The following is a 22,459-nucleotide window of genomic DNA, read 5'->3' on the forward strand; positions in this document are numbered from 1 at the left end:
GAGGCCCGATCGGTGGGTCATCAGGTCCTCGACCGTGATGTCGCGCGGCGCCGGGTTGGTGTCGCCCACCGGGCCAGCGGCGTCCTTCAGCACCTTCATGTCCGCGAACTCGGGCAGCCACTTGGTGATCGGGTCGTCGAGCTTGAGCTTGCCTTCCTCCCACAGGATCAGGGCGGCGACCGAGGTTATCGGCTTGGTCATCGAGGCGATGCGGAACAGCGTGTCGCGGGTCATCGGCAGGCCGGCCTCAACGTCGCGATGGCCGACGGTGTCGATCTGGACCACCTCGCCCTTGCGCCAGACCAGGGTGACGAAGCCGGAGAGGTCGCCGGCGTCGGCCACCGCCTGCAGGGCGGGCGCGATCTGAGCCAGGCGCGCCTGGATAAATCCGCCGTCCGTCGGATCGCCGTCCATGGTCATGCTCCCTTGCCTCGCCTGTGATCGGCGTTCAGTTGAGCATGTTCAGGCGGCGGGGCGGCCCGTCAAGCCGCCCGGCTCGCGCGCGCCCTATTGCGGGGTCGGCGCCTCATAGGTGGCGACCATTTCGCCGCTGGCCAGCGTGCGGGCCTTCAGGGCGTTGAGCAGGTCGGCCAGCGGCGTCTCCGGCCCCATGTCGATCGCGCCGTCCAGGGCGAACACCTGGAAGTAGTAGTGGTGCAGGCCGTGGCCGGCGGGCGGACGGGGGCCAAAATACCCGAGGCCGTGCTGGCCGTTGCGCCCCTGGACCGTGCCCTTCGGCGTCACCAGGGCGGCGGTGTTGGGCAAGCCCTCCGGGAGGCCGAGGGTTTCGCCGGGGAGGTTCCAGATCATCCAGTGGATGAACGGATGCTCCTGCGGCGCGTCGGGGTCCTCGACGATGACCGCCCAGGCCTTGGCGTCGGGCACGGCGGTCCAGCGCAGCGGCGGGGAGATGTTGTCGTGATAGGCGGAATAGCGGTCCTCCAGCCCGCCGTCGGCCCGCTGGGCTGTCGAAGTCACCACCACGCCGGTGTCGAGGATCGGCTCGACCTTCAGGATGGAGATGGCTTCGCCCGAATGTTCGGGGTGGGGCGTCTGGCTCATGGCGCGTCTCCGTTCAGGGTTCGCCCGTACAACCGAATGCGGCACAGATAGTTGCGGCCGGGCCCGCCGTGACCTAGCTGGGGATACGATGAGCGAGACGGGACAATTTACGCGCAGGTTCGGCCTGGCGGCGGCGGCCGCGGCCCTGACCGCGGCGTGCGCGCCGCTCAGTATGTTCGCGACCTTCACGCCCAAGGATCCGGCGCAGCGCAGCGCGCGCAATGTCGCCTACGGCCTCGAGCCCCATCAGCGGCTGGACGTCTACGCTCCGCGCCGCCTCGCGGGCCAGGCGGCCGCACCCGTGGCGGTTTTCTTCTACGGCGGGTCTTGGGACACCGGCCGACGGCAGGACTATAGCTGGGTCGGCCAGGCGCTGGCCTCGCGCGGCTTCGTGACCGTGCTCCCCGACTACGGCCTCTATCCCACGGTGCGCTATCCCGGCTTCCTCGAGGACGGAGCCAAGGCCGTGCGCTGGGCGCAGGACCATGCCGCCGAGTTCGGCGGAGATCCCAGCCGGATCGTGCTGGTGGGCCATTCGGCCGGCGCCTACAACGCCGCGATGATCGCGCTTGACCGCCGCTACCTGACGGGGGCCGGCGTCGATCCGAAGCATATCAAGGCGCTGGCGGGCCTGTCCGGCCCCTACGACTTCCTGCCGCTGACCGATCCCATCGCCATCCGCACCTTCGGCGAGGCGAGCGACCTGGCCGCCACCCAGCCGACCAGCTTCGTAACCGCGGATTCGCCCCCGGCCTTCCTCGCCACCGGTGACCAGGACACCATGGTCTTCCCCAAGAATACGGTGAAGCTCGCCGCCAAGCTGCGCGCCGCAGGCGTGACAGTGGAGGAGGAGCACTATTCAGATATCGACCACGTGCGCATGGTGCTGGCCCTCTCGCGCCCGTTCCGCGGCCGCGCGCCGGTGCTGCAGCAGATGACCGACTTCTTGCACGCCCACGCGGGCTGAGGCCCTCAGGGCCGGTGCGTTGAACCGGCGCCGCTTCCTGCGTATTGGGGAGGCATGAGGGTTCCCCGTCTCGCCGCTGCGATCGCCAGCCTGTCTCTCCTGGCGCTCGTGGCTTGCTCTCCCGGCGCCCCAAGGGGGGTCGACAAGGACACCCTCGACGCCGCGGTCTCGCGCGCCATCGGCGATCCGGCCTCTTGCCTGCTGATCGCCGAGCAGGGCAGCGGCAAGCTGGTCTACCGCTACAACACCCACACCGCCTGCGCGCGTCCGCTGCCGGCCTGCGCCGCGCCGGGCGCCGGCCAGCAGCAGCAGACCATCGATCAACTGCTGAAGGCGACCCTCAAGGACGGCCAGGCCCGGACCCTGAGCTGCAGCTCCACTTCCGACGCCTCGCGCGGCGTCGGATGGGCGTCGGGCCCGATCCCCGGCAAGGGTTTGGTCTATGCGGCGATGATGGAGGGCGACCGCGCCTTCCCGGGCCGGATGATGGCCGACCGCCTGACCCAGGCGTTCAAGGACGCCGGCCTCTAGGACCGGCCGGGACGGCCCCGGACTTTGAGCCCCTCGCCGCGCGTGCTAACCGCGACGCACGCATCGCTGCTGGGGCCTGTAGCTCAATGGTTAGAGCCGGCCGCTCATAACGGTCTGGTTGCAGGTTCGAGTCCTGCCGGGCCCACCAGCGAGGCTTTTTGGGACGTCCAGGAAAATCCAGGGACGTCTTAAAAACTTCGGTAATTCAATATATTATCGTCTGATCTCGTCGAGGGGTGTCTCGGGGCGTCGACGAAATTTGTTGGTATCGTTTGTGGTACGTTCTCGATCAAGCTCCTCAGTCAGCGCCAGGACGACACGCCGATCTCGCCCGGACCTCGCGCCGGATCGACATACGCCAACATTGGTGACCCGGCAGAACAGTTCGGCGTGGTCGGCCGAGACTCCGCGTCTGTCGGGAACCTACGCCGAGGCGAGCCGCTAAGTTCGTTCCACCTACATCACAGCGGCAGGATCGCATGGCTCTCGAAATTGCGGTCGGGCCGCAGAAGTTGGTCATCAATCAAGGCTCGGGCTTCGCTGTCACGGAGCAGGATGGCCAGATCAACTGGCCTACCGACAAGGGGGTCTACTACTCCGACACCCGGATGATCTCGAGCTGGCGGATTTATGCGGACGGCGAGGAGTGGGACCTGCTCAACTCCGGCAACATCGCCTTCTTCGCCGCGCGCATCTTCCTGGCCAATCGCAAGCTGATCACCGAGGCCGGCGAGGTCGCCGCGGGAACCCTGGGGCTTGCCGTCAGCCGATCGCTTCAAGGCGGCATTCACGAGGACTTCGATCTCGTGAACCACGGCTCGTCGACCGCCCAATTCAACCTCGAAATCGCCCTGCGCAGCGACTTCGCGGATCTGTTCGAGGTAAAGTCCGGGGCCATCGTGCGGCGCGGTCATGTCGCCACGAGTTGGTCCAGAGCTCGCCAGACGCTCACGACCAGCTACGCCAACAAGGACTTCCATCGCCGCGTGACGGTCCAGGTGCGCAACGCCGAGTCTGCGGCGGTCTACGCCAACGGCCGCCTCAGCTTCGACATCGAGCTGGCGCCCGGCGCCACCTGGCATGCCTGCCTGCTCTACGCCTTCTCCAACGGCAAGACGAAGGCAGCCGCACCCAAGGAGTGCATCGACCATGCCCTGCAGGCTAAGTCCGCCAGACATCTCGTGGAATGGCAGGCGAAGTGTCTGGGGCTGAAGACCAGCAACCAGGAGTTCTATCGCTTCTACCACCAGTCGCTGGAGGACATGGGGGCTCTGCGCCTGCCGCTTGAGGGCACGGACCACCTGGGCTTCGTGCCGGCTGCGGGGATTCCCTGGTTCGTCGGCCTGTTCGGGCGCGACAGCCTGATAGTCTCGTTGCAGAACGCAATGGTCTACCCGGACTTCCCGCGCGGCTCCCTGGAGGTCCTGGGCCGCCTGCAGGCCCGCAAGCGCGACGACTACCGCGACGCCGAGCCCGGCAAGATCATGCATGAGCTGCGCACCGGCGAGCTCGCCCACTTCAAGATGATTCCGCACACGCCCTACTACGGCACGGCCGACGCAACGCCGCTTTACCTGATCGTGCTGCACAACACCTGGCGGTCCATCGGCGACGCTGGCCTGCTGGAGCGGCACATGGCCACGGCCGAGCGCTGCCTGGAATGGATCGACACTTACGGCGACCGTGACGGCGACGGCTTCCAAGAATACCAGACCCGCTCGACGGCCGGCTACGAGAACCAGGGCTGGAAGGATTCGGGCGAGGCGCTGGTCTATCCGGACGGGACCCTCGTGAAGGGCCCCAAGGCGCTCTGCGAGCTGCAGGGCTATGTCTACGACGCCTGGCGGCGGATGGCCGAAATATATGATGCGCTCGGCAAGCGTCAGCGCGCCGCGGGACTGCGCACCAAGGCCGCCAACCTCTATCGACGGTTCAACGACACGTTCTGGAACGAGGAAGAGGGTTTCTACGCCTTCTGTCTCGATGGCGACAAGACGCCCGTATGGAGCGTCGCCTCTAACCCGGGGCACTGCCTGTGGTCCGGCATCGTCCCGCGCGACCGCGCGGCCCGCGTCGTCAAGCGGCTGATGGCCGAGGACATGTGGAGCGGCTGGGGCATCCGAACGCTCTCGGCCAAGCACGCCGCGTTCAATCCGCACTCCTATCAGAACGGATCGGTCTGGCCGCACGACAATGGGCTGATCGCCCTGGGTTTCCGACGCTACGGTTTCGCCGACGAGGCCGCGATGATCGCGCGCGACCTGAGCCGCGCGGCCAGCTATTTCGAGCAGCACCGCATGCCGGAGCTCTACGCGGGTCTGCAACGCGACCCGACCAACTTTCCGGTGCAATACCTCGGGGCCAACGTACCTCAGGCTTGGGCGGCGGGGTCCTGCTTCTGGCTCCTCCAGGCCATGCTGGGGTTCCAGGCCGACGCGCCTGACGACAGGCTCTACCTTGACCCGGCGCTTCCCGAATGGATGCCAGATGTGGAGCTGAAGAACGTGCAGGTTGGCCGCCGAGGCTTCGACATCGGCTTCCATCGACAGAGCGACGGCAAGACGACGTGGGAAGTTCTGCGCGGCGACCAACGCGCGGTCTCTCAGCGCAGCATCGCCACCTTTGGGGGCGGGGATTCCGCGGCGCCGGACATAGCCGTCACGGCGGCATGACCGCGCCCGGTCCCGTTCCGCGCGGCCCGGCGACGGTGCTCGTGGTGATGGGTGTTTCCGGCGCCGGCAAGACGACGATCGGCGCGGCCCTGGCCGAACGGCTCGGCTGGACCTTCCAGGAAGGGGACGACTTCCACCCCGCCGCCAACCTCGCAAAGATGAAGGCCGGCAAGCCGCTCGACGACGCCGATCGCGCGCCCTGGTTGGCCAGGGTGGAGGCCTGGATCTCCGCCCAGCTCGCCGCCGGCCGCTCTGGGGTGATCACCTGCTCGGCCCTGAAGCAGACCTACCGCAGCGCGATCATCGGAGGCCGCAGCGACGTGATCCTGGTCTATCTGAGCGGCAGCCGGCAGATCATCCAGCAGAGGCTGGAGAAGCGGCGGGGTCACTTCATGCCATCCAGCCTCCTGGCCAGCCAATTCGCCGCGCTTCAGACGCCGGTGGCGGGCGAGAAACCGATCGTCGTCAACATCGACCAACCGGTCGCCGCCCAGGTCGATGAGGTCGTCGCCTCGCTGGCCCGTCGCCTGCCTGGGTCCTCAGCCTAAAGCGGCTCAACCTGCGTGGGCGAAGCAGGGATAGAGCGTCATGCCGCCGTCTACGAATAGCGTCGTTCCTACCACATAGTCCGCCGCGTCGGAGGCGAGCCAGATGGCGGCCGCGGCGATGTCTTCCGGCTGCCCGATGCGTCCGTAGGGGATCAGCTTCAGCAGGTTCGCCTCGGCCTCGGGCGTGCCCCAGGCCGCCTGGTTGATCGGGGTCTGGATCGCCCCGGGCGCAATGGCGTTCACCCGGATCTTCTCCGGCGCCAGCTCCTGCGCCATGGTCTCCATAAGCATCTTCACGCCGCCCTTGGCGGCGGCATAGTTGGCGTGACCGGCCCAGGGGATTACCTGGTGGACCGAGCTGGTGAACAGCACCTTGCCCAGCGCCTTCGATCGGCGCGGATCTAGACCTTGCCGACGGAAGCGACGCACGGCTTCCTGGGCGCAGAGGAAGGCGCCGGTGAGGTCCACGTCGAGCGCCGCCCGCCAGGCCTGCAGCGTCAGGTCGGTGAAGGCGCCGTCCTTCTGGATGCCCGCATTTGCGATCAGGATGTCGACTCCGCTGAAATGCTGGTCGGCTACGTCGAACATCGAGGCGACATCGGCCGGGTTCGAGACATCGCCCGCCGCGGCCACGGCGTGGCCGCCGCCGTCGAGGATCTGGCGCACAACGGCGTCAGCTGCGGCGCCTTGGTCGAAGTGGTTCACCACCACAGCTGCGCCGGCCTTGGCGAACCCGAGCGCCATACCCGCGCCAATCCCGGAACTGGCCCCGGTGATCAGCACGCGTTGGTTGGAAAGCGGCGCCCCAGTCATGGCTGCGCAAGCGACTTTGGAAGCCGCCGCCGGTTCGAGCGAACCTTACGCCGATAGTCAGCCAGTGTGCGGCCAGTGGCGCTTTGCGGTGTGCCGCCCAGGCCGCCGGTCAGGGCCCGGGCCTGAAGCTGCAGCGCCGCATCGACCTTTTCGTTGACCATCGGCTCGATCTCGTGCCGGGCGACGGCGCCGCCCCCTGCGATCCGCAGGGGGCGCAAACCGATGGCCGAGGACGCCTCGATCCCGAGGCTCCGCGCGTCGAGACCAAGTCGCATCCAGGGATTGCGAATGGGGGCGCTCCAAGGCAGGTCGCAAACCCAGGCTCACTGGAGCCGAGGCTTTTGGAGTTGGGTCGAGGGAGAAACTGTCTGCCCTCCAACGCCGGCCTATTGAGATGTGTTCCGGGACAACCTTTGCAGTGGCGACTGACCTGAATTCAATTGGGAAGGTCGCCGTGCTGCTGGTTCCGGAATCGACTTGTTGGCGGCGCGAGACAGGCGCGCGCGGCCGTGATCGTCGACATGGCGCAGTATTTCGACGCCGCGATAGCCGCGATGCGCCGGGCCAGGCATACAGTCCGCCTGCTCAACTGGGCCTTCGAGCCGCAGACGCTTCTCCACCCCCAGCCCGGGTGCACCGGACCGGAAGCCCGAGTCATTGAACGGTTCACAAAGGGTCTGGCCGACCGAAATCCGCTATCGGTTCGAGGTAAGAGATCCGACCAACTACATCCAAGACTGGGCCGGCGAGATCCCCATGCTGCCCGAACCCTGGCCGTTCCACGAATACGCCTGCCACAAAATCAACTGCAGCTCGGCAAACATCCTGGCCGGCGCCCGGCAGGTCGAGGCCGGGATGCTCAAGAAACCCTAGGTGGCGGGTCACATCCCTTCGCGAAGCTCAACGACCGTTTTTGGGTCGGTTTTCCCCGTTGGGCCAGAGCCGAAAATTTGCCATTCGCGGAGCCGGCGACTTGGCGCGCGCGAAGGGCGAGTTTCTGGAGCTGGCCCAATGGCTGCTGATGGCGCATTTGCGACGCCAAGTTCGACAGGCTTGTGGAGCCTCAGCCTCTATTGGCCCGCTTGCGCATTGCCAACCTTTCCGGGTGTGGCGCCCGCCAGGCGCGCCTCAATCATGGCTCGGTCGGGGGATGAAAGGTCCAGGCTCGCAGCCACCAGGTAGTGGTTTCGGGCTTCGCCGCCGTGTCCGAGGCGTAGCAGAGCGTCGCCCCAGACAAGGTGGTTGTGTCCCCAGCGCGGACTGCGCTCGGCGGCCTGGGCGAACATGGATGCGGCGCCTGCGTAGTCGCCTTTCCTCGCCAAGGCCTCTCCCCAGGTTTCGAGCGGATCAGCGAAGCGGGGGGACCTCTTGTGGGCCAGCGTCGCCTTCGCGATGGCGCCGTCGAGATCGCCGCGGGAAAGCAGGCTCGCCGCCCATTCGGAGGGGCCCATCGACGCATGCGGGCTTTGCCGGTCGAGGTCGGCGAACCAGTGATCCGCCGCCGGCCAATCCCGTTCGAGCCCGGCGATGTCGGCGCGAACTTCCAGGCAGCGATAGCAGTCGAGAGGGGCGCCGGCGATCAGCGCCTTCGCCTCCTCGAGCCGGCCAAGATGGGCGTAGGCCTGGGCGAGCAGAGGCGCCACGATGGTGCGCTGGGAGTCGCCGCCAAGCTCCGGATCGCCGCGGCCTTGCTCCAGCCGGGCGGCGACCTGCGCCCAGTCGCCGAGGGTCGTCCCCCGGCCGGGGATTGCCTGATAGCTGTTGGTGTCCATCGGCCCGGCCTCGGCGCGCTCGGCGGCCGTAATCTCATGCAGCAACGACAGCGCCCGCGCGCGAAGGTGCTGCGGCAGGTAACCGCCCGCACGCCCCTCCAGGTCGAAGGCCGCCATCTGCCCCAACAGCGTCGTGGTGGTCTGGAAGTCGCTGTCATAGAAGGCTTCGACGGCCTTCAGGAACCGCACCCGGCCGCTGATGTCGCCTGCAGGACGACCGATCCCGCTCCGGTCCTGTAGCACGGCGAGTTCGCGGCCCGGATTGTCGAAGCCGACCTCCCAACGTCCGACCGCATCGCTCGAAACGCCCAGGATCTGATAGGGCGGATCGAGCTTTGGATCGAGCGCGATCGCCGCCCTGGCCATCCGGATGGCGTCGTAGTGGCGGCCTTCCCCCTGAAGGATCGACGCCCACCCGGCGTAGGCCCAAGGCCGGTCCTCGGCGGGCCCGGACTTGGCGAGGCTCGCGAATACGGCGGCGGCCTCCTCATGCCGACCGAGAGAGGCCAGGTAGACGCCGTATCGGTAGGGCTGGGTCTGCCTATAGAGCGCCTCGGCCGCCTGGCCGATCAGGCCGTCCAGATCGACCTCGGGGCCTTGGATCTCCTGCGCGTCCGCCGCCCCCGAGCGGGCGGTGATCTGCAGCCCCGCCGGCCCACGGACCACCTCGCCGCTGACGCGGGTCACCTGGCCCAGTCCGTCTCGGAGCCACCCGGTCAGCTCCTCTACCGAGACCCCGGTCTCCGGAATCTCGACCTTGATGTCGTTCCCCCAGTCGTTGGCGTAGGTCGAGGCGGGCCGGGTGGAGACGGTCTCGGCCTGTAGTTGCGCCAGACGGTCCTCGATGCGGGCGGCGACGACCTGCCCCGTCAGGCCCCGGGCTACGAAGTCCGAGGGGACGGAAAACGGTGCGATCAACAACCCCCGCGCCTCGTGCGCCTGCCAGGCCATCACCGCCACGGCGCCGGCCACCAGGACGCCGACCAGGGTGGTCATCGCCTGGAGCGCAAGGCTGACGCGATCTTTCCAACGGCCGAGCCGAAGGCGGGATAGGACAAGCTCCCGCTGTTCGCTCAGATCCTCCTTCTGCAGGCGGATCAGGTCGATCTGCTCATCGAGGAACACGTCGAGCTTCGGATCGTCGCGCTTGCGGCCGCCCTTGCGAAGACCGAGCGCGATCGCGGTTGCGGGCCTGATCGCCTCCAGACCTGCGTCCAGCTCGGCCTCCGGCCCCGAGATCTCCTCACCCACGGCCCGCGCCCCCGACACACCCCAGGATCAACGCTATGCCGTGGACGAAAAAGCGCAAGTCAGGCGGGTCGAGGCTTCGAGCCGGACGTCCAGGCGAGAGAAGGCCACTGGTCCGCTTGCCGGCCGATCGTCAATGTCTGTTTCTGGCGCGCCTGAGACTCTGCAGATCGAGCGTGGATGACTCTTAGCTGACCCTCGGACATTCCGCTTGCGGACGCCTATCCGCGCCGCTCGGCGTCACCAGGGGACGGTCCGACCATTGCGATCAAGGAAATGCAGGCCGGCGGCGCCGTCCTGGGCGATGAGCGCGTCGACGATCTCCGGCATCGCGTCTTCCACGCTGAACGGCGCGTTAGAGCCGCCCATGTCCGTGCGAATCCAACCCGGCGCCATGAGGACCAGCGCGCAAACTTCGCTCGCGTGCCGGCCCGCGTAGCTCGACATCGCTTGGTTTAGGGCCGCCTTACTGGCGCGGTAGACGTCGTTGGTTCCATTGGCGTTGTTGGTGATGCTGCCTTGACCGGAGGACATCACCCCGATCACGCCGCCCGGCCGGGCCAAGACCCCGAACGCTTCCACGGCGCGCATCACGCCCAGGACGTTGGTGACCATGACGTGGACAAAATCGTCCGTCGAAACGCCAGCCATGGTGTCTCCCGGGGACGGATTGACGACGCCGCCGTTGATGAAGACGATGTCGAATTGACGGCCCAAGAGGCGATCCCGCACGGCCAGGATCTGGTCGTGGTCGGTCATGTCGAGTGTCTCGATCTCGACGAGGTCGGGCTGCTCCGCGGCGAGGCCGTGAAGCGGTGTGCCGGGCGCCCGAACGGTGCCGAGCACGCGCCACCCCCGTACCGCGAATTCGGCGGCCATTGCATAGCCCAGGCCGCGCGACGCGCCGACGATGAGGATGGAGCGGTGGGACGGGGCCGAGGTTGGGCTATTCATGGCTGGATCTCTCAAAAAAACACGCGGTGGTCGGCAGTTCGCCAGACCCGCCCGCTAACCTTTGTCCGGCCGGATGACCGTGAGTTGGCGTGGCCCGGCGTTGGCCGCGGCGTAGGCGACGGCGGCATTGGCCTCGTCCAGCGGGAATTCAGCCAGATCGAACTGGCCAAGGTCGATCAAGCCCGAGCGGACCATTTGCACCATACGCGGCACGGCTTGCGGCGGGTACATCCACACGCCCCGCATGGTGATCTCACCGTGCATAAGCCAGTTGTAGTCGAGGCCCAGCTCGGCGCGGACGCCGCCCATCAGGATGATGCGGCCACCATGACGCACAGCCATCAGGTTGGCGTGCACTTGGCCCAGCGAGGCTTCACGCGGTAGGAAATCCAGCACCATGTCGATGGGTCCGCCGGCGGCCTTGGCGATGGCCCCCCGGTCGGCGGCCTCGTCGCCGGTCATGGGAACCGGCACTACTCGCGGGCCGAAGCGGACGGCGAGGTCGTCCAGCGTCTGAGCGTTGCGCCCCGTCGCCACGACCTGGCCGGCGCCCATGGCCAGGGCCACCGCCACGCCGGCGCCGCCGAACCCGCCGGTGGCGCCGCTGACCAGCAGGGTCTCGCTTGCCTTCAGGTCGCCGGCCCAGAGCCCGCCGTAGGGCACCAGCAGGCGACTGAGCCCGCACCAGCGCCCGGCGTCCTTGGGATCTATTTCGCCGATCCGCGTCACGTTCTCAGTCGGGACCATCATCTGCTCGGCGTAAGAGCCGTTGCGGTAGAGACGGTGAAGCGGCAGCGCCGCATCGGTGCGGTACGTCCAGCCCTGCAGGATTTGGTTGGACGCCTCGTCCCGCGCCCGGATCGTCGGCTCGCAGAACACCCAGTCTCCGGGCTGCAGCCGCGTCGCGTCCGGGCCTACCGATCGCACCCGTCCGATCCCGCCCGGACCGGGGACTGCCGGAAGTTCCAGTCGATAGTTGCGGGAGCCGTTGAAGACGTTGGCGGCGTAGGCGGTCACACCCGCCGCGGCGACATCGATCGCCACCGACCCCGCGCCGGGTGTCGGATCGGGCAGGGTCTCGATCTTCAGCGTCTCGCCAAAGGCGTTCAGTACAGCAGCTTTCATGGGGGCTTCTCCGTCGGCTCAGACGCACCCTAGGGGCTGTTTCCAGAGTGCGTCAGGCCTGGTATTATCCTGGGATTGACGCACCTACCTTGGAGGCCGCGTGACAGATCCTAAACGGCGAGAACTCGGCGACTTCCTGCGCGCGCGGCGGAGCCGCCTCAGCCCGGAGGCCGTGGGCCTGCCGCGCCGACGGCAGCGGCGCACCCCGGGCCTGCGCCGCGAGGAGGTGGCCGAGCTCGCGGGCATCGGCGTCGACTGGTATGTCCGCCTGGAGCAGGGCCGCCCGGTGACGCCCTCGGTCAGCACCGTCGATGCCCTCGCCCGCGCGCTTCGGCTGACCGAGATGGAGCACCAGCATCTGCGTGCGCTGGCTGGCGGCGGCGGGCCGAAGCCCTTCCAGCCCGAGACGGCGCCGCCGGCCCTACTGCAAATCCTGCACAGCCTGACGCAGCCAGCCTATGTCACCGGCCGCCGCCGCGACCTGGTGGCCTGGAATGCCGCGGCCGCCGACATCCTTGGCTTCGACGACCTGCCGGACAATGACCGCAACCTGCTGGTCTCCATGCTGACCAATCCGCGGAGTCGCCAGCTGTTCGGCGCGGGCTGGGCGGCAGAGAGCGAGCGCATGGTGGCCGCCTTCCGCGCTACCCACGACCTGTCGGCCGGTGACCCAGCGTTCGTCGCCCTTCTGCGACGGTTGCGCGAAGGATGCCCGGAATTCGACGCCTGGTGGGAACGCCACGATGTCCGCCGCGGCGGCGCCGGGCGCAAGGTCCTGCATCACCCGACGAGGGGCGTCATCGCCTTCGACCACGCCAGTTTCCAGTTCAACGACGATCCCAGCCTGAAGCTGGTGATCTACACGCTGGCGCTTACCGATACGGTGAAGGACAGCCGCCGCAGTTAGAGGTCTGAACGGCGAGTTCGCGGCACGACGCCAATGCCCGCGTCTGGCGCAGTGCTGACTTAACCGGACAGCCCTCGCAGCGCGCCTTGGCCGGCCGGGCGCTCCTCGCTTGCGCGGCCACATCAAGCTCGACGGGTGAAGCCGTCCTCACTCCAGCCTTCGCTCCCGACGCTGTGGTGTACGAAGAACAAGCCGTCGGGGTCGTAGCGTCGTTTGATCGCCGCCAGCCGCGAATGGTGCTCGCCCCAGAACGCGCCCTGCCAGTCGGGCTCGAAATAGTCGGTCTCCGAGACATAGGACGCAGGTTTCAGCGGCAGGGCCAGCAGCGGCGCGAGCGCCTTGCGCATCGCATCGGCATCGGCGCGGCCCTTGGCGATGTTCGGCTCGTGGCCGGCGATCCCGGGATAGGCGGGCGGCTCCTCCCCGCCCGTGATCGCAAGGGCGAATGCGTCGAGGACCGCGGGATTTGTCGCGGTGTCGCGGCTGCGCGCCAAGGCCTCCGCCGGCGCGCCGGCCAGGCCCTTGTTGAAGTGCAGGGAGACGCCCCAAGTGGCCGCCGCATGAACGATGGCCTCGACCAGCGCCGGCAGGCGATCGGCCGCCAGCAGCGATTGCGACAGCCAAGCCGAGCGATAGCCGTGAAGAACCTGGCCCACCTGACCGCCGTCGCCGGCCCAGAAGAAACGCGACGCCGGCGCGCCCGCGCGGTCGTCGCCGTGCGCCACGCCTGGGATGGTCTTCATGATCGCACCGTTCCAGAACAGCCTGGCCGGCAGGACCGAGATCGAGGGCTTGGTCATATCGTAGTCGTCGGGGCGCTGGGCCACCCAGTCGAAGAACGGCTTCCAGATCGCCGTTGCGGCCTTTTGGTCCAGGCCTTGGATCGACATGTTGATCGAGATCTGCCTGCGGCCATGGAAGTTGGCCTGTTCGCCCCAGTGCGGGTTCATCAGGCTCGACCGATAGAAGCCGAGAAATTGGGCCGCGAGCGCGCGGTAGGCCTCGTCGGACTTGGCGGTGATGTTGGCGTTCACGCCCCCGAAGAGGGTAGGTAGATCGTGGGTCATCAGCGTCAGTCGCGTGATCACGCCGAATGTCCCGCCGCCTCCGCCCTTCAACGCCCAGAAGAGGTCCGGATCGGAAGCTGCGTTGACGATCCGGACTTTCCCGTCGGCGGTGACGACCTCGGCCTCCAGCAACCCGGCCGCGCCGGTTCCGAAACCTTTGGAATAGCTTCCGAAGCCGCCGCCCTGGACCAGGCCTGCAACCCCCACCGTGGTGCAGCCACCGCCCTGGACATACCGGCCGCCTTTGGTGGTGACCGCGTCGTAGGCTTCGAGCCAGATGGCGCCGGCGCCGACGCTGACCGCCGGTTGCGGCGCGACCTTGCCGGCGCAGCCCGTGGGGACGAAGGCGTCGTGCAAGTCGATCGCGCGCATCGGCTTGGTCCAGATCAGCAGGGAGTCGGGCGCGTTGGAGCCGCCGAGGTAGCTATGGCCCCCGCCCTTCACCACGAGGCGAAGGTTATGACGACGAGCGAAGGTGACGGCTGCGGCGACGTCGGACGCGCTTTCGGCCGCCACAGCGTAGGCGCTCGGCCGCGAGGTCCAGGCGTCGGTCCAGCCGAGCGTCTGGGTGAGCGCCGCACTCTCGCCGATGAAGAAGGGGTTGCGCAGATTCCGGAACAGCTCGGCAGTGGCTGGCGCGTTCGGCGCTTTGGCGGCTTCAGCTAGGGGCGAAACAACCTGGGTCAGCCGCCCACCGACCTGGCGGCCCAGCGCCGCCCATTGGTCCTCGTTCGGCCAGCCGGCGTCTGCGGGCCGCAGGCGCCGGTGAACAGCGGCGGCCCTTGCAAGCGCAGGCGCGGTGAAGGCCAGCGGAAAGGCCGCGGCGCCCTTCAACAGGTCTCGTCTCAGCATGGCCTACCCTCCAACCGGGGCGGCGTCCGATGGGACGATTGCCCTCTCACCCAACACATCGGTGAAACCGACCCGACGAGCAATGGCGGTGGGCCGAGCGGCGGGATCACGGGTGCGCGTCGTCAGCCTGCGCATGACGAGCGGTGGGCTGGGCGGGGCGAGCGGTAGCGCAATGCAAAGACAGGCCGCTCGTAGGCGAGGGCGATCGCCGCCGCGTTCAGGTTTGTCGCTGCCAGCCGCCGCCCAGCGCCTTGAAGACCGCGATCTGATCCTGCACCAGGGCGGCGTCGGATTGCGCCACCGCGGCGTTGGCCCCGATCAGGGTCTGTTCGGCGACCAGCACATCGAGGGGGCTGACGGAACCGGCCTCCAGGTCGCCGCGCACCAGGCGGAACGCTTCCTCGGCCCGGACCTGGACGTCGCCCAGCGCCTGCCGGCGGTCCAGTTCGGCGCTGTAGATAGCCAGGGCCTGCTCGGCCTCCTTGAGCGCCCGCAGCACCACAGAATCGAAGCCGTCGAGGGCTGCTGAGGCGCCGGCCTGCGCCTGGCGCACGCGGGCCCGCGGACCGGCCTGGTTTGGGAAGGTCCAGCTAATCGACGGGCCCACGCCCCAGATCAGGCCCGCGTTGCGGGTGAGATCGGCGAGCGTGACCGCCGCACCGCCGTAGAAGCCGCGGAGCGCGACGCGCGGATAGAGGTCGGCGGTGACGACGCCCACCCGCGCCGTGGCGGCCGCCAGCCGCCGCTCGGCCTCGCGGACGTCCGGACGGCGGCGCAGCAGGTCCGCGCCGTCGCCCACGGGGATCAGGGCGGTAAGCCTGGGCGGAGTTTCGCAGGCCAGCGCCTCCTCCGGCGCCTTGGCCGGCGTGCGGCCCAGCACCGCAGCGAGTTGGAACAGCGCCGCACGGCGCTGGCCCTCCAGGGGCGGGATGGCGGCGCGCGCCTGGGCCGCCAAGCCTTCGGAGCGGGCCACCTCGAACTGGGTCCCGGACCCCGCCTCGCGGCGTTGGCGGGTGATCTGCGCCTCCCGGGTCGCAAGATCGAAGGCGCGGCGGGCCACGGCAAGCTGGGCGCCCAAGGCGCAGACCTCGCCATAGGCGCGCGCCGTCTCGGCGGCCACGGTAGTCTTCACGAGGTCGCGGGCGGCGGCGGTCGCCTGGGCGTCCGCGCGCGACGCCCCGACGGCGCGGCGGACGCGCCCGAACAGGTCGAGCTCGTAAGAGACCTCGAAGGTGTCCTCATAGAGCCAGATGCTCTCGGGCTTGTGGCCCCCGAGCTCCAGGATCTCCTCGGTGGCCGGGTCGCGGCCGTAAACGCTCCCGGAGTTCAGTGTCGTGCTGGGGTAGCGGCCGACTTTGGCGGCCTGGAGCACGGCCCGGGCTCCGGACAGGTTGGCTTCGGCGGCCTTCAGGTCGGTGTTGGCGGCGAAGGCCTCGGCGACATAGGCGTCCAGGTGAGGATCGGCGTAGAGGCGCCACCACGCATCCGGCGGGGCCGTGGGTTCGGCGGCGGCGGGCGCGGCGCTCGCCAGCGGCGCGGCGGCGCCGGCTGGCGGCGCGGGGACCGCGTACTTCGGCCCCACGACGCATCCGCTGAGCGCCGTCATCACCAGCGCCGTCGCCGCCAGGGCGCACGGTAGGCGACTCCAGGCGTTCATAGGACGGCCCTCTCTTGCGAGGCGAAGAGCGGCAGATGCGACGCCGGTCCGATCGGCGCGGGCTTGTGCGCCATCACCAGTATCAGGGCGATGGCGGTCAAGGCACCGACCGCCACGAAGCTGTCGATCACGCCCTGGGTGGCCGCGGCGCTGCGGACGATGCCGGCGAGCGCGGTCACGGCCTTGCCGGCGGCGGCCGTGGGATCACTGGTGCGCCGGAACACCGCCGCATAGGCGGCCAGCCGCTCCATCACCCGTCCGTCGCCGGCCTGGATGTGCTGGCCGATCAGGTTGGAGGCGGTCTGGGTGCGGACGCGAGTCAGGGTGACCACAAAGGCTTGGCCGAGCTGGCCGCCCATCAGCCGAGCGGTCTGGACAGCGCCGCCAAAGGTCAGAGCGTCCTCCGGCCGCAGGTGCAGCACTGCGAAGAACAGGATGCCGGACAGCGCGAAACTCTGGCCGATCGCCTGGAGGAGCTGGCTCGGCAGGAACTGTTCCGATCCCCAGAGCGGCGTCAGGTTGTGGGCCACCAAGAGGCAGGCGATGCTCACGAAGATGAAGCCGATCGAAGCCACCAGCCGCGGGTCGGTGCGTCTCAGGAAAAGCGCCGCCAGCGGGCAGAACACCAGTTGCGGCGCGGCGATCCAGACCAGGGTCCCCCCCACCTCAAGCGCGCGATAGCCGCGCACCGCCTGCAGGTATTGTGGGATCAGATAAGCGGTGGACAGGATCGTCAGCCTCAGGAATGCGATCAAGACCAACAGCCGCGGCAAGGGCGCGGCGAAGAGGACCTTCAGGTCGACCGCCGGATGACGCGCGCGGCTTTCGTGCAGCAGGAAGCCCGCCACCAGGACCCCACCGGCCGCCAGCAGGGCGACGACCTCGCCAGAATGCAGCCAGTCCAGACGGTTGCCCTGATCGAGACCGGCGTAGATCAGCGCCAGGCCAATGCCGCCCGCCGCCAGGCCGTAGAGGTCGGCGCGCGGCGCATTCGGCAGGGGCGGCGTGCGCGCAATCCCGAAGTGCAGGCAGGCCGCCATGCCCAGCGCCAGCGGCACGTTCTGCCAGAAGATCCACCGCCAACTCATGTGGTCCACGTACCAGCCCTCCAGCGACGCGGAGATGTTGAGGGAGAGTTCCAGATTGAGCGCATAGATCGCCACGCCATAGGCCCAGTACTTCGGCGGCAGGGCGCGCAGGATGAAGCCGAGGGTGAGCGGCACGAAGAAGCCCGAGGCCAGCCCGCCCATGAACTGCAGCCCGAGGAACATCGGCAGGTTCGCCGAATAGGGAATGACCGCCGAGATCGCCGCGAACGCCAGGGCGGCCTCCAGCAGCGTGCGCCGGGGCCCGTAGACGCCGCCGATCCAGATCGCCACGGGGGCGATCAGCATCTGCGCCACGGTCTGGGCGGTGGTGATCCAGGCCCCGTCGTCAAAGCCGGCGTGAAGGGCTCCGCGGATGTCGGCCAGCCCGAACGTCGACAGCCGGCCGTTCAGGGTCGAGATGAAGGTGCCCAGCAGGACGGCGATGAGCCCGAGCCAGGGGATCGGCGCATCCGGCGCGGCTGTCGGCGGCCCGGGAGCAAGGGGCGGTTCCTCGCTCATCGGATGCGATCCTCGGCGTCGATGCGGGCGACCACCGACAGGCCCGGCCGCAGCCGGTCGCCTAGACCTGCCGTGTCGTCGAGGGCGATCTTCACCGCGACGCGTTGCACGACCTTGGTGAAGTTGCCCGTGGCGTTGTCCGGCGGCAGGAGCGCGAACTGCGAGCCGGAGGCCGGAGCGAAGGCCTGCACGTGGCCGCGCAGGACGCGACCGGGGAAGGTGTCCACGCGGACCTCGGCCTTCTGGCCCACCGCCATGTGGGTGAGCTGGGTCTCGCGGTAGTTGGCGATCACCCAGACATGCGGCAGGGGCGTGAGGGTGTCGACCTGGCCGCCGACGCCTACGAACTGGCCGGGCCGCACCTGGCGCTGGCCGAGCACCCCGTCCACGGGGGCTGTGATGCGGGTGTAGCCGAGGTTGAGGCGGGCCTGCTGCAGGTTCGCCGTCTGGGCCGCGACGGCGGCCTCGGCCTGCGCGCGCTGGGCGGCGAGCACGTCGCGCTGCTTGCGCGCCGCGTCGGCCTGAGCGCGGGTCTGGGCGAGCTGGGCGGCGAGCTGCTGGCCGGCGGTGTCCAGCCGCTCGCCGGCCTCCGCCGAGGACGAACCGCCCGCCACCAGCCGGCGCTGGCGGGCCACGTCGCGGCCGTTCTGGGTCAGGTTCGCCGCAACGCTGGCCACCTGGGCCGCGGCCGCCGCGACGTTGGCCCCTTGCAGGGTCTCCTGTGCGTGCAGCGCCGCGACCTGGGCCTTGGCCGAGGCCACCCCCGCTTCTGCCTGGGCGAGCGCGGTGCGGTAGTCGTCATCGGTGATTTCGGCGAGCAGCTGCCCCGCCCGCACCCGCTCGAAGTCGGAGACCGGTACGGCGTGCACATAGCCGGCCACCCTGGCGGCGATCGGCGTGATATCAGCCTGCAGGTAGGCGTCGTCGGTGTTCTGCCAGCCGGCTCGGCCCTGCCAGCCGTTCCATCGGGTGGTGACGATGATCAGTATGAGCAGGGCCACGATGAAGACGAGGGCGCGCCACGCGGCCTCCAGCAGGAAGCTCCGGTCGATCTTGAGCCGCTTCATGGAGACCCTCCAATCCCGCTCGCCATAGGCTTCCAGGATGACGTATTCCCGGCCATCCGGCATGAAATGGATAGACACCCGCTTTACGCCACAAGCGGGCGCTGGATTATGGGCCTGAAGCGGATGGTCGGGTTGTTTTGCACCAAGCTACCGGTCCGACAGGCCATCAACGAGCGCATCTTGCACACGGTCTCGCTTCCTCTTCGGGTTCCAGCCGACCAGGGGCCTTGAGGAATCCGTAGCAGCCGCGTCCGATCATCCCACAAGGCTTTCGTTGCGCCCAATTGGATCGGCTCACCAGCGATCACTTCGAGCCGGTCCTGGAACACGACGCCTGGCGGTTCAGCTCCGCCGTCGGCCGCTTCCACCAAAGGTTTCGTGGTCGTCATGGGGCAAAGGTTCAAGCACCCGGTAACCCCTCGTCTGAGCTAGCCAGGGCCTTGATTTGATCCGTCCATTCATGGGCTGATCGCCGCCAAAGCTGAATACTGGGGGCTAGACGCCCCACCAGAGAGGCTTCCATGGGCGTCCATCAGCCCAGGTCCAGTTTCCCTTCGCGGACACTGTGCTGGCCCCGCTTCATCGCGGGAGGCGCGAGACGTACTTGGGAATGGCGCTGATCTCGGCGTCGGACAGCGCGCTGGCAAAGGACGGCATGGCGCCCTCGCCGGTGCGGATGATGTCGGCAACGAACGCCGTGTCCGTGCGGGCCGCTATGCCTGGGCCGATGGCGCCGGCGCCCTGGGCTCCGTGACAGGCGGCGCAGACACGGCCAAAGGCGGCGCCGCCGAGCGCAAGCTCTTCGGGCGTCGCGGCGGGCAAGGCGCCTGGCGCCGGCGTCGCGGGCGTGGCCGGGTCTTGGCCGGGACCTGTCGGTGTCGCTGAAGCGACAGGGACGGCGAGAGGAACGCGGGGCGTTGGAATGGTCCGGGCAGGGACCAACCGCAGGATCTCGTTCTGGTCCGGCGGCATCTGGTCGGTCAGGATGTAGATGTCGCCGTCGGGGCCCTGATTGATGACCTTGATCCGCTGGCAGCGGTCCATCAGCAGCTTTTCCTCCGACACCACCTTCTCGCCCTGCATGACGAGGCGCGTCACCTGCATGCCCGACAGGCCGCCGATGAAGAGGTTGTTCTTCCAGCCCGGGAAGGCGGCGGCGGTGTAGACCATCAGGCCAGAGGGGGCGATCGACGGGTTCCAGTAGTAGAGCGGCTGCTCGATGCCTTCCTGAGCCGTCTTGCCGCCGTTGATCATGGCGCCCGAGTTCTGGCGGCCATAGGACACTTGCGCAAAACCATAGTTCTTGCCCTTGCGCATGACGTTGATCTCGTCCCCGCCCTTGGGCTCGTTCTCGGCGACCCACAGCTCACCCGTCTGGGGGTGGATCACCGCCGAGTGGACGTCGCGGAAGCCCAGCGCCCAGATTGCGGGATTGGCCCCTGGCCTGGACAGGAAGGGGTTGTCCTTCGGGATCGTGCCGTCGGTGTTGATACGCAGCACCTTGCCGAACTGGCTCTTCATATCCTGCGGCTCGGGGCCCGCGTCCGACAGGCCGGCCGACAGAACAAGAAGGGTCCCATCGCGGCCCTGGACCATGGCGCGGGGCTGGATGTCCGCGCCCTCACGCAGGGTCTTGAGGTCTTCCAGGCTCTTCTCGTCGACGGAGAGCTTCGCGCTGACGATCCGGCCCATTGCGACCGCGTCCCCCGGCAAGCGTGTGTGATAGCCGAAGTATATCGTTCGGTTGCGGACGAAGTTCTTGTCGAGGATGACGCCGTACATGCCCGAACCGAGCCGCGGCTGGACCATCTGCGGCACATTGGCCAAGGGGTCGGAGACCGCGCCGTTCCTGTCGACGACGCGCATGCCGCCATTGCGGAAGCTGACCAGCATCTTGCCGTCCGGCAGGAAGGTCATGCCCCAGGGGCGGTCGATCTTGGCGACGGTCTCGACGGCGTAGCCCTGCGTGCCGCGCACGATCGGCGCCTTGGTCTGGCCCGGGAAAGCCGGCGCCGGGGCATAACCGTCGTCGGCGTTGCGGTTGGGGCCGCAGAGGGCGGCGATCCGCACGCGCTCGGCGGCGCTGCCGGCGACACCGGCAAAGTCCGGGCCCGGCGGAAACCGCGGGATCGCCGCCCTGGGCTGCGCCGGCGGCTGCTGCGACCAACCACTGGTCGACGCCGTCAGGACCAGGACGATAGACAGCGCCACGGTCGATATCGAAGCGCTGAGTTTTCCCGACTTGACCACGATGTTCCCCCTCGGAATTCAGACCGGTTCCCACTCGTGACCAGGTCACGGTTCCAGATCGCCCTACTACGTTTGAGGGCGCCGCCAGGATCACTCGGCAGGCTCGCCAGGGATGAGAATCTGCGCCGTCGGATCGGTCGAGGTCATGCGGCATCGAGGCCAACGGCGCGCGCGCGGGCTAGATTCCGGTCAAGTCCTGGATGCTCCTGCCCAGGGGCGTGTCCATGCGCATCGGCTTCTCGCTGGCGATCACGCAGATGCAATCACGGCCGGAGACCACCTGTGGCTGGTGATCGACCGAGGAATCCAATTCACAGAAGTCTCCCGCGGCGTAGACCTCATCGCCGTCGCGGTAGGCGCCGGCCAGCACAGTGGTGAATTCCACGCCCTGATGCCCGTGCAGCAGGAGCTGGCGCCCTGCCGGCAATCTCAAGAGATAAAGCAGCTCGCCGTTGTCTCCGTCCGGCGCGCGCCTGACGCCCATGCCGGGTGCGACCTGTTCGGGCCCGAACTCGACCCGTTCAGCTGTTGGCGCCTGCGCCTGGGAGGGTGGCGAGGGACCGTCCAACGCCGCCATGGCCTGGGCCAGCCGGCCTACAGCCATCGCGGTCGGCGGCAGCTCTCCGAGCAGGGTGAAGCCAACAGCCTCCAGCCGCGCCACATCGCCGCGACAGCCGGGGCAATATTCCAGGTGAGCCGCGACGACGGTCGCGAACGGCGAACGCAAGGCGCCCGACGCATATTCGGCGAGGACGGCCTGCGAGGGGTGGCGGCTGGGGGTCATGAGAGGGCTCCAACCCGGCCGCGCAATTTGGCGACGGCGAGGCGCAGCCGCGACTTGACCGTGCCGAGCGGCAGGCCCAGCTGGGCGGCGATCTCGGCCTGGGGCTTGTCTTCGTAGAACGACAGCTGGACGATTTCCATCTGCTCCGGTGGAAGCTCCGCCATGGCCTCGCGCAGGCGAGCCTGCGTCTGCGCCGCCTCGCTCGCTGTGTGGGGCGTCGTCTCCTCGACCCCCGGCTCGTGCACGCTCAAGGCATAGTTGCGGGCAGACTTTTCCCGGCGCAGGGCGTCGATCCTCATGTTGCGCGCGATGGCGAACATCCATGCGCCAAGGCTGGCCCGTTCAGGGTCAAAACTGGCGGCCTTGCGCCAGACCAACAGCAAGGTCTCCTGGGCCAGTTCTTCGGACCGGTCGGGAGAGGCGCCGCGCAGCATGAGATAGGTCTTTATGCGCGGGGCGAAAGCGATGAAGAGCGCCTCGAACGCCGACCGGTCCTGCGACTGCACGATGCGGGCGATGAGGGCTTCGGGGTCTATCTCCGCGGCCTCTGGCGAATGCCCACTCGACATGGAAACC

The 22,459-nt window shown here is 68.4% G+C and carries 20 protein-coding genes and 1 tRNA gene; 7 read left to right on the forward strand and 14 right to left on the reverse strand.

Going from position 1 to position 22,459, the window contains the following annotated elements; genetic code table 11:
• Both E8A12_RS15465 and E8A12_RS15470 read right to left on the reverse strand, forming a co-directional pair.
• The coding region (locus E8A12_RS15465; RefSeq protein WP_293370384.1) for a serine hydrolase domain-containing protein at positions 1-420 on the reverse strand (420 nt) is incomplete at its 3' end.
• Positions 421-507: 87 nt separating this feature from the next.
• The gene (locus E8A12_RS15470) at positions 508-1,062 is read right to left on the reverse strand and encodes a YbhB/YbcL family Raf kinase inhibitor-like protein (RefSeq protein ID WP_293370386.1); all 555 of its coding nucleotides are present in this window, start codon (positions 1,060-1,062) and stop codon (positions 508-510) included.
• An 88-nt stretch (positions 1,063-1,150) separates the two neighbouring features.
• Here E8A12_RS15470 and E8A12_RS15475 point away from each other — a divergent pair, with 88 nt between their 5' ends.
• The 5 genes from E8A12_RS15475 to E8A12_RS15495 all read left to right on the forward strand — a co-directional run bounded on the left by E8A12_RS15475 (position 1,151) and on the right by E8A12_RS15495 (position 5,780).
• Entirely contained in the window at positions 1,151-2,029 is an 879-nt protein-coding gene (locus E8A12_RS15475) for an alpha/beta hydrolase (RefSeq protein WP_293370388.1), read from the forward strand.
• A 54-nt stretch (positions 2,030-2,083) separates the two neighbouring features.
• Positions 2,084-2,560, forward strand: coding sequence for a hypothetical protein (locus E8A12_RS15480; protein ID WP_293370390.1), 477 nt, complete (start codon positions 2,084-2,086; stop codon positions 2,558-2,560).
• Between the two features lie 72 nt (positions 2,561-2,632).
• Positions 2,633-2,708 (forward strand) — tRNA-Ile (locus E8A12_RS15485).
• A 331-nt stretch (positions 2,709-3,039) separates the two neighbouring features.
• Entirely contained in the window at positions 3,040-5,232 is a 2,193-nt protein-coding gene (locus E8A12_RS15490) for a glycogen debranching N-terminal domain-containing protein (RefSeq protein WP_293370392.1), read from the forward strand.
• Entirely contained in the window at positions 5,229-5,780 is a 552-nt protein-coding gene (locus E8A12_RS15495; protein WP_293370394.1) for a gluconokinase, read from the forward strand. The genes E8A12_RS15490 and E8A12_RS15495 overlap by 4 nt, the downstream gene beginning before the upstream one ends.
• A gap of 6 nt (positions 5,781-5,786) precedes the next feature.
• Here the strand turns inward: E8A12_RS15495 and E8A12_RS15500 are convergent, their stop codons facing one another.
• Both E8A12_RS15500 and E8A12_RS15505 read right to left on the reverse strand, forming a co-directional pair.
• The gene (locus E8A12_RS15500; protein ID WP_293370396.1) at positions 5,787-6,593 is read right to left on the reverse strand and encodes a glucose 1-dehydrogenase; all 807 of its coding nucleotides are present in this window, start codon (positions 6,591-6,593) and stop codon (positions 5,787-5,789) included.
• Positions 6,590-6,868 carry a hypothetical protein gene (locus E8A12_RS15505; protein ID WP_293370398.1) on the reverse strand — a complete coding sequence of 93 codons (279 nt, stop codon included), beginning with the start codon at positions 6,866-6,868 and terminating at the stop codon, positions 6,590-6,592. The genes E8A12_RS15500 and E8A12_RS15505 overlap by 4 nt, the downstream gene beginning before the upstream one ends.
• 382 nt (positions 6,869-7,250) lie before the next feature.
• Between E8A12_RS15505 and E8A12_RS15510 the strand changes: the two genes are divergently transcribed.
• A complete protein-coding gene (locus E8A12_RS15510; RefSeq protein WP_293370400.1) occupies positions 7,251-7,466 on the forward strand; it encodes a hypothetical protein in 216 nt (71 codons plus the stop codon).
• A gap of 197 nt (positions 7,467-7,663) precedes the next feature.
• On the opposite strand, the gene E8A12_RS15515 is transcribed toward E8A12_RS15510, so the two are convergent.
• From E8A12_RS15515 to E8A12_RS15525, 3 genes are all read right to left on the reverse strand, one after another.
• The gene (locus E8A12_RS15515) at positions 7,664-9,616 is read right to left on the reverse strand and encodes a hypothetical protein (RefSeq protein ID WP_293370402.1); all 1,953 of its coding nucleotides are present in this window, start codon (positions 9,614-9,616) and stop codon (positions 7,664-7,666) included.
• 237 nt (positions 9,617-9,853) lie between these two features.
• A complete protein-coding gene (locus E8A12_RS15520; protein ID WP_293370404.1) occupies positions 9,854-10,567 on the reverse strand; it encodes an SDR family NAD(P)-dependent oxidoreductase in 714 nt (237 codons plus the stop codon).
• 54 nt (positions 10,568-10,621) lie between these two features.
• Entirely contained in the window at positions 10,622-11,692 is a 1,071-nt protein-coding gene (locus tag E8A12_RS15525; protein WP_293370405.1) for a zinc-binding dehydrogenase, read from the reverse strand.
• A gap of 100 nt (positions 11,693-11,792) precedes the next feature.
• On the opposite strand from E8A12_RS15525, the gene E8A12_RS15530 reads away from it, so the two are divergent.
• Complete coding sequence (locus tag E8A12_RS15530) at positions 11,793-12,599, forward strand: helix-turn-helix transcriptional regulator (protein ID WP_293370406.1); 807 nt, start codon at positions 11,793-11,795, stop codon at positions 12,597-12,599.
• A 122-nt stretch (positions 12,600-12,721) separates the two neighbouring features.
• Here E8A12_RS15530 and E8A12_RS15535 read toward each other — a convergent pair whose 3' ends face one another.
• The 7 genes from E8A12_RS15535 to E8A12_RS15565 form a co-directional block, all read right to left on the reverse strand.
• Complete coding sequence (locus tag E8A12_RS15535) at positions 12,722-14,518, reverse strand: FAD-binding protein (protein ID WP_293370408.1); 1,797 nt, start codon at positions 14,516-14,518, stop codon at positions 12,722-12,724.
• Positions 14,519-14,735: 217 nt separating this feature from the next.
• Positions 14,736-16,175, reverse strand: coding sequence for an efflux transporter outer membrane subunit (locus E8A12_RS15540; protein WP_293370410.1), 1,440 nt, complete (start codon positions 16,173-16,175; stop codon positions 14,736-14,738).
• Positions 16,172-17,782 carry an MFS transporter gene (locus E8A12_RS15545; RefSeq protein WP_293370412.1) on the reverse strand — a complete coding sequence of 537 codons (1,611 nt, stop codon included), beginning with the start codon at positions 17,780-17,782 and terminating at the stop codon, positions 16,172-16,174. Before E8A12_RS15545 ends, E8A12_RS15540 begins: the two co-directional genes overlap by 4 nt.
• The gene (locus tag E8A12_RS15550) at positions 17,779-18,927 is read right to left on the reverse strand and encodes an HlyD family secretion protein (protein ID WP_293370414.1); all 1,149 of its coding nucleotides are present in this window, start codon (positions 18,925-18,927) and stop codon (positions 17,779-17,781) included. The genes E8A12_RS15545 and E8A12_RS15550 overlap by 4 nt, the downstream gene beginning before the upstream one ends.
• 501 nt (positions 18,928-19,428) lie before the next feature.
• Entirely contained in the window at positions 19,429-21,060 is a 1,632-nt protein-coding gene (locus E8A12_RS15555) for a PQQ-dependent sugar dehydrogenase (RefSeq protein WP_293370416.1), read from the reverse strand.
• Positions 21,061-21,277: 217 nt separating this feature from the next.
• A complete protein-coding gene (locus E8A12_RS15560) occupies positions 21,278-21,883 on the reverse strand; it encodes a ChrR family anti-sigma-E factor (protein WP_293370418.1) in 606 nt (201 codons plus the stop codon).
• Entirely contained in the window at positions 21,880-22,452 is a 573-nt protein-coding gene (locus E8A12_RS15565; protein ID WP_293370420.1) for a sigma-70 family RNA polymerase sigma factor, read from the reverse strand. Before E8A12_RS15565 ends, E8A12_RS15560 begins: the two co-directional genes overlap by 4 nt.
• Positions 22,453-22,459: the final 7 nt, after the last annotated feature.

Source organism: Phenylobacterium sp. (assembly GCF_004799395.1).
Taxonomy (GTDB): Bacteria; Pseudomonadota; Alphaproteobacteria; order Caulobacterales; family Caulobacteraceae; genus Phenylobacterium.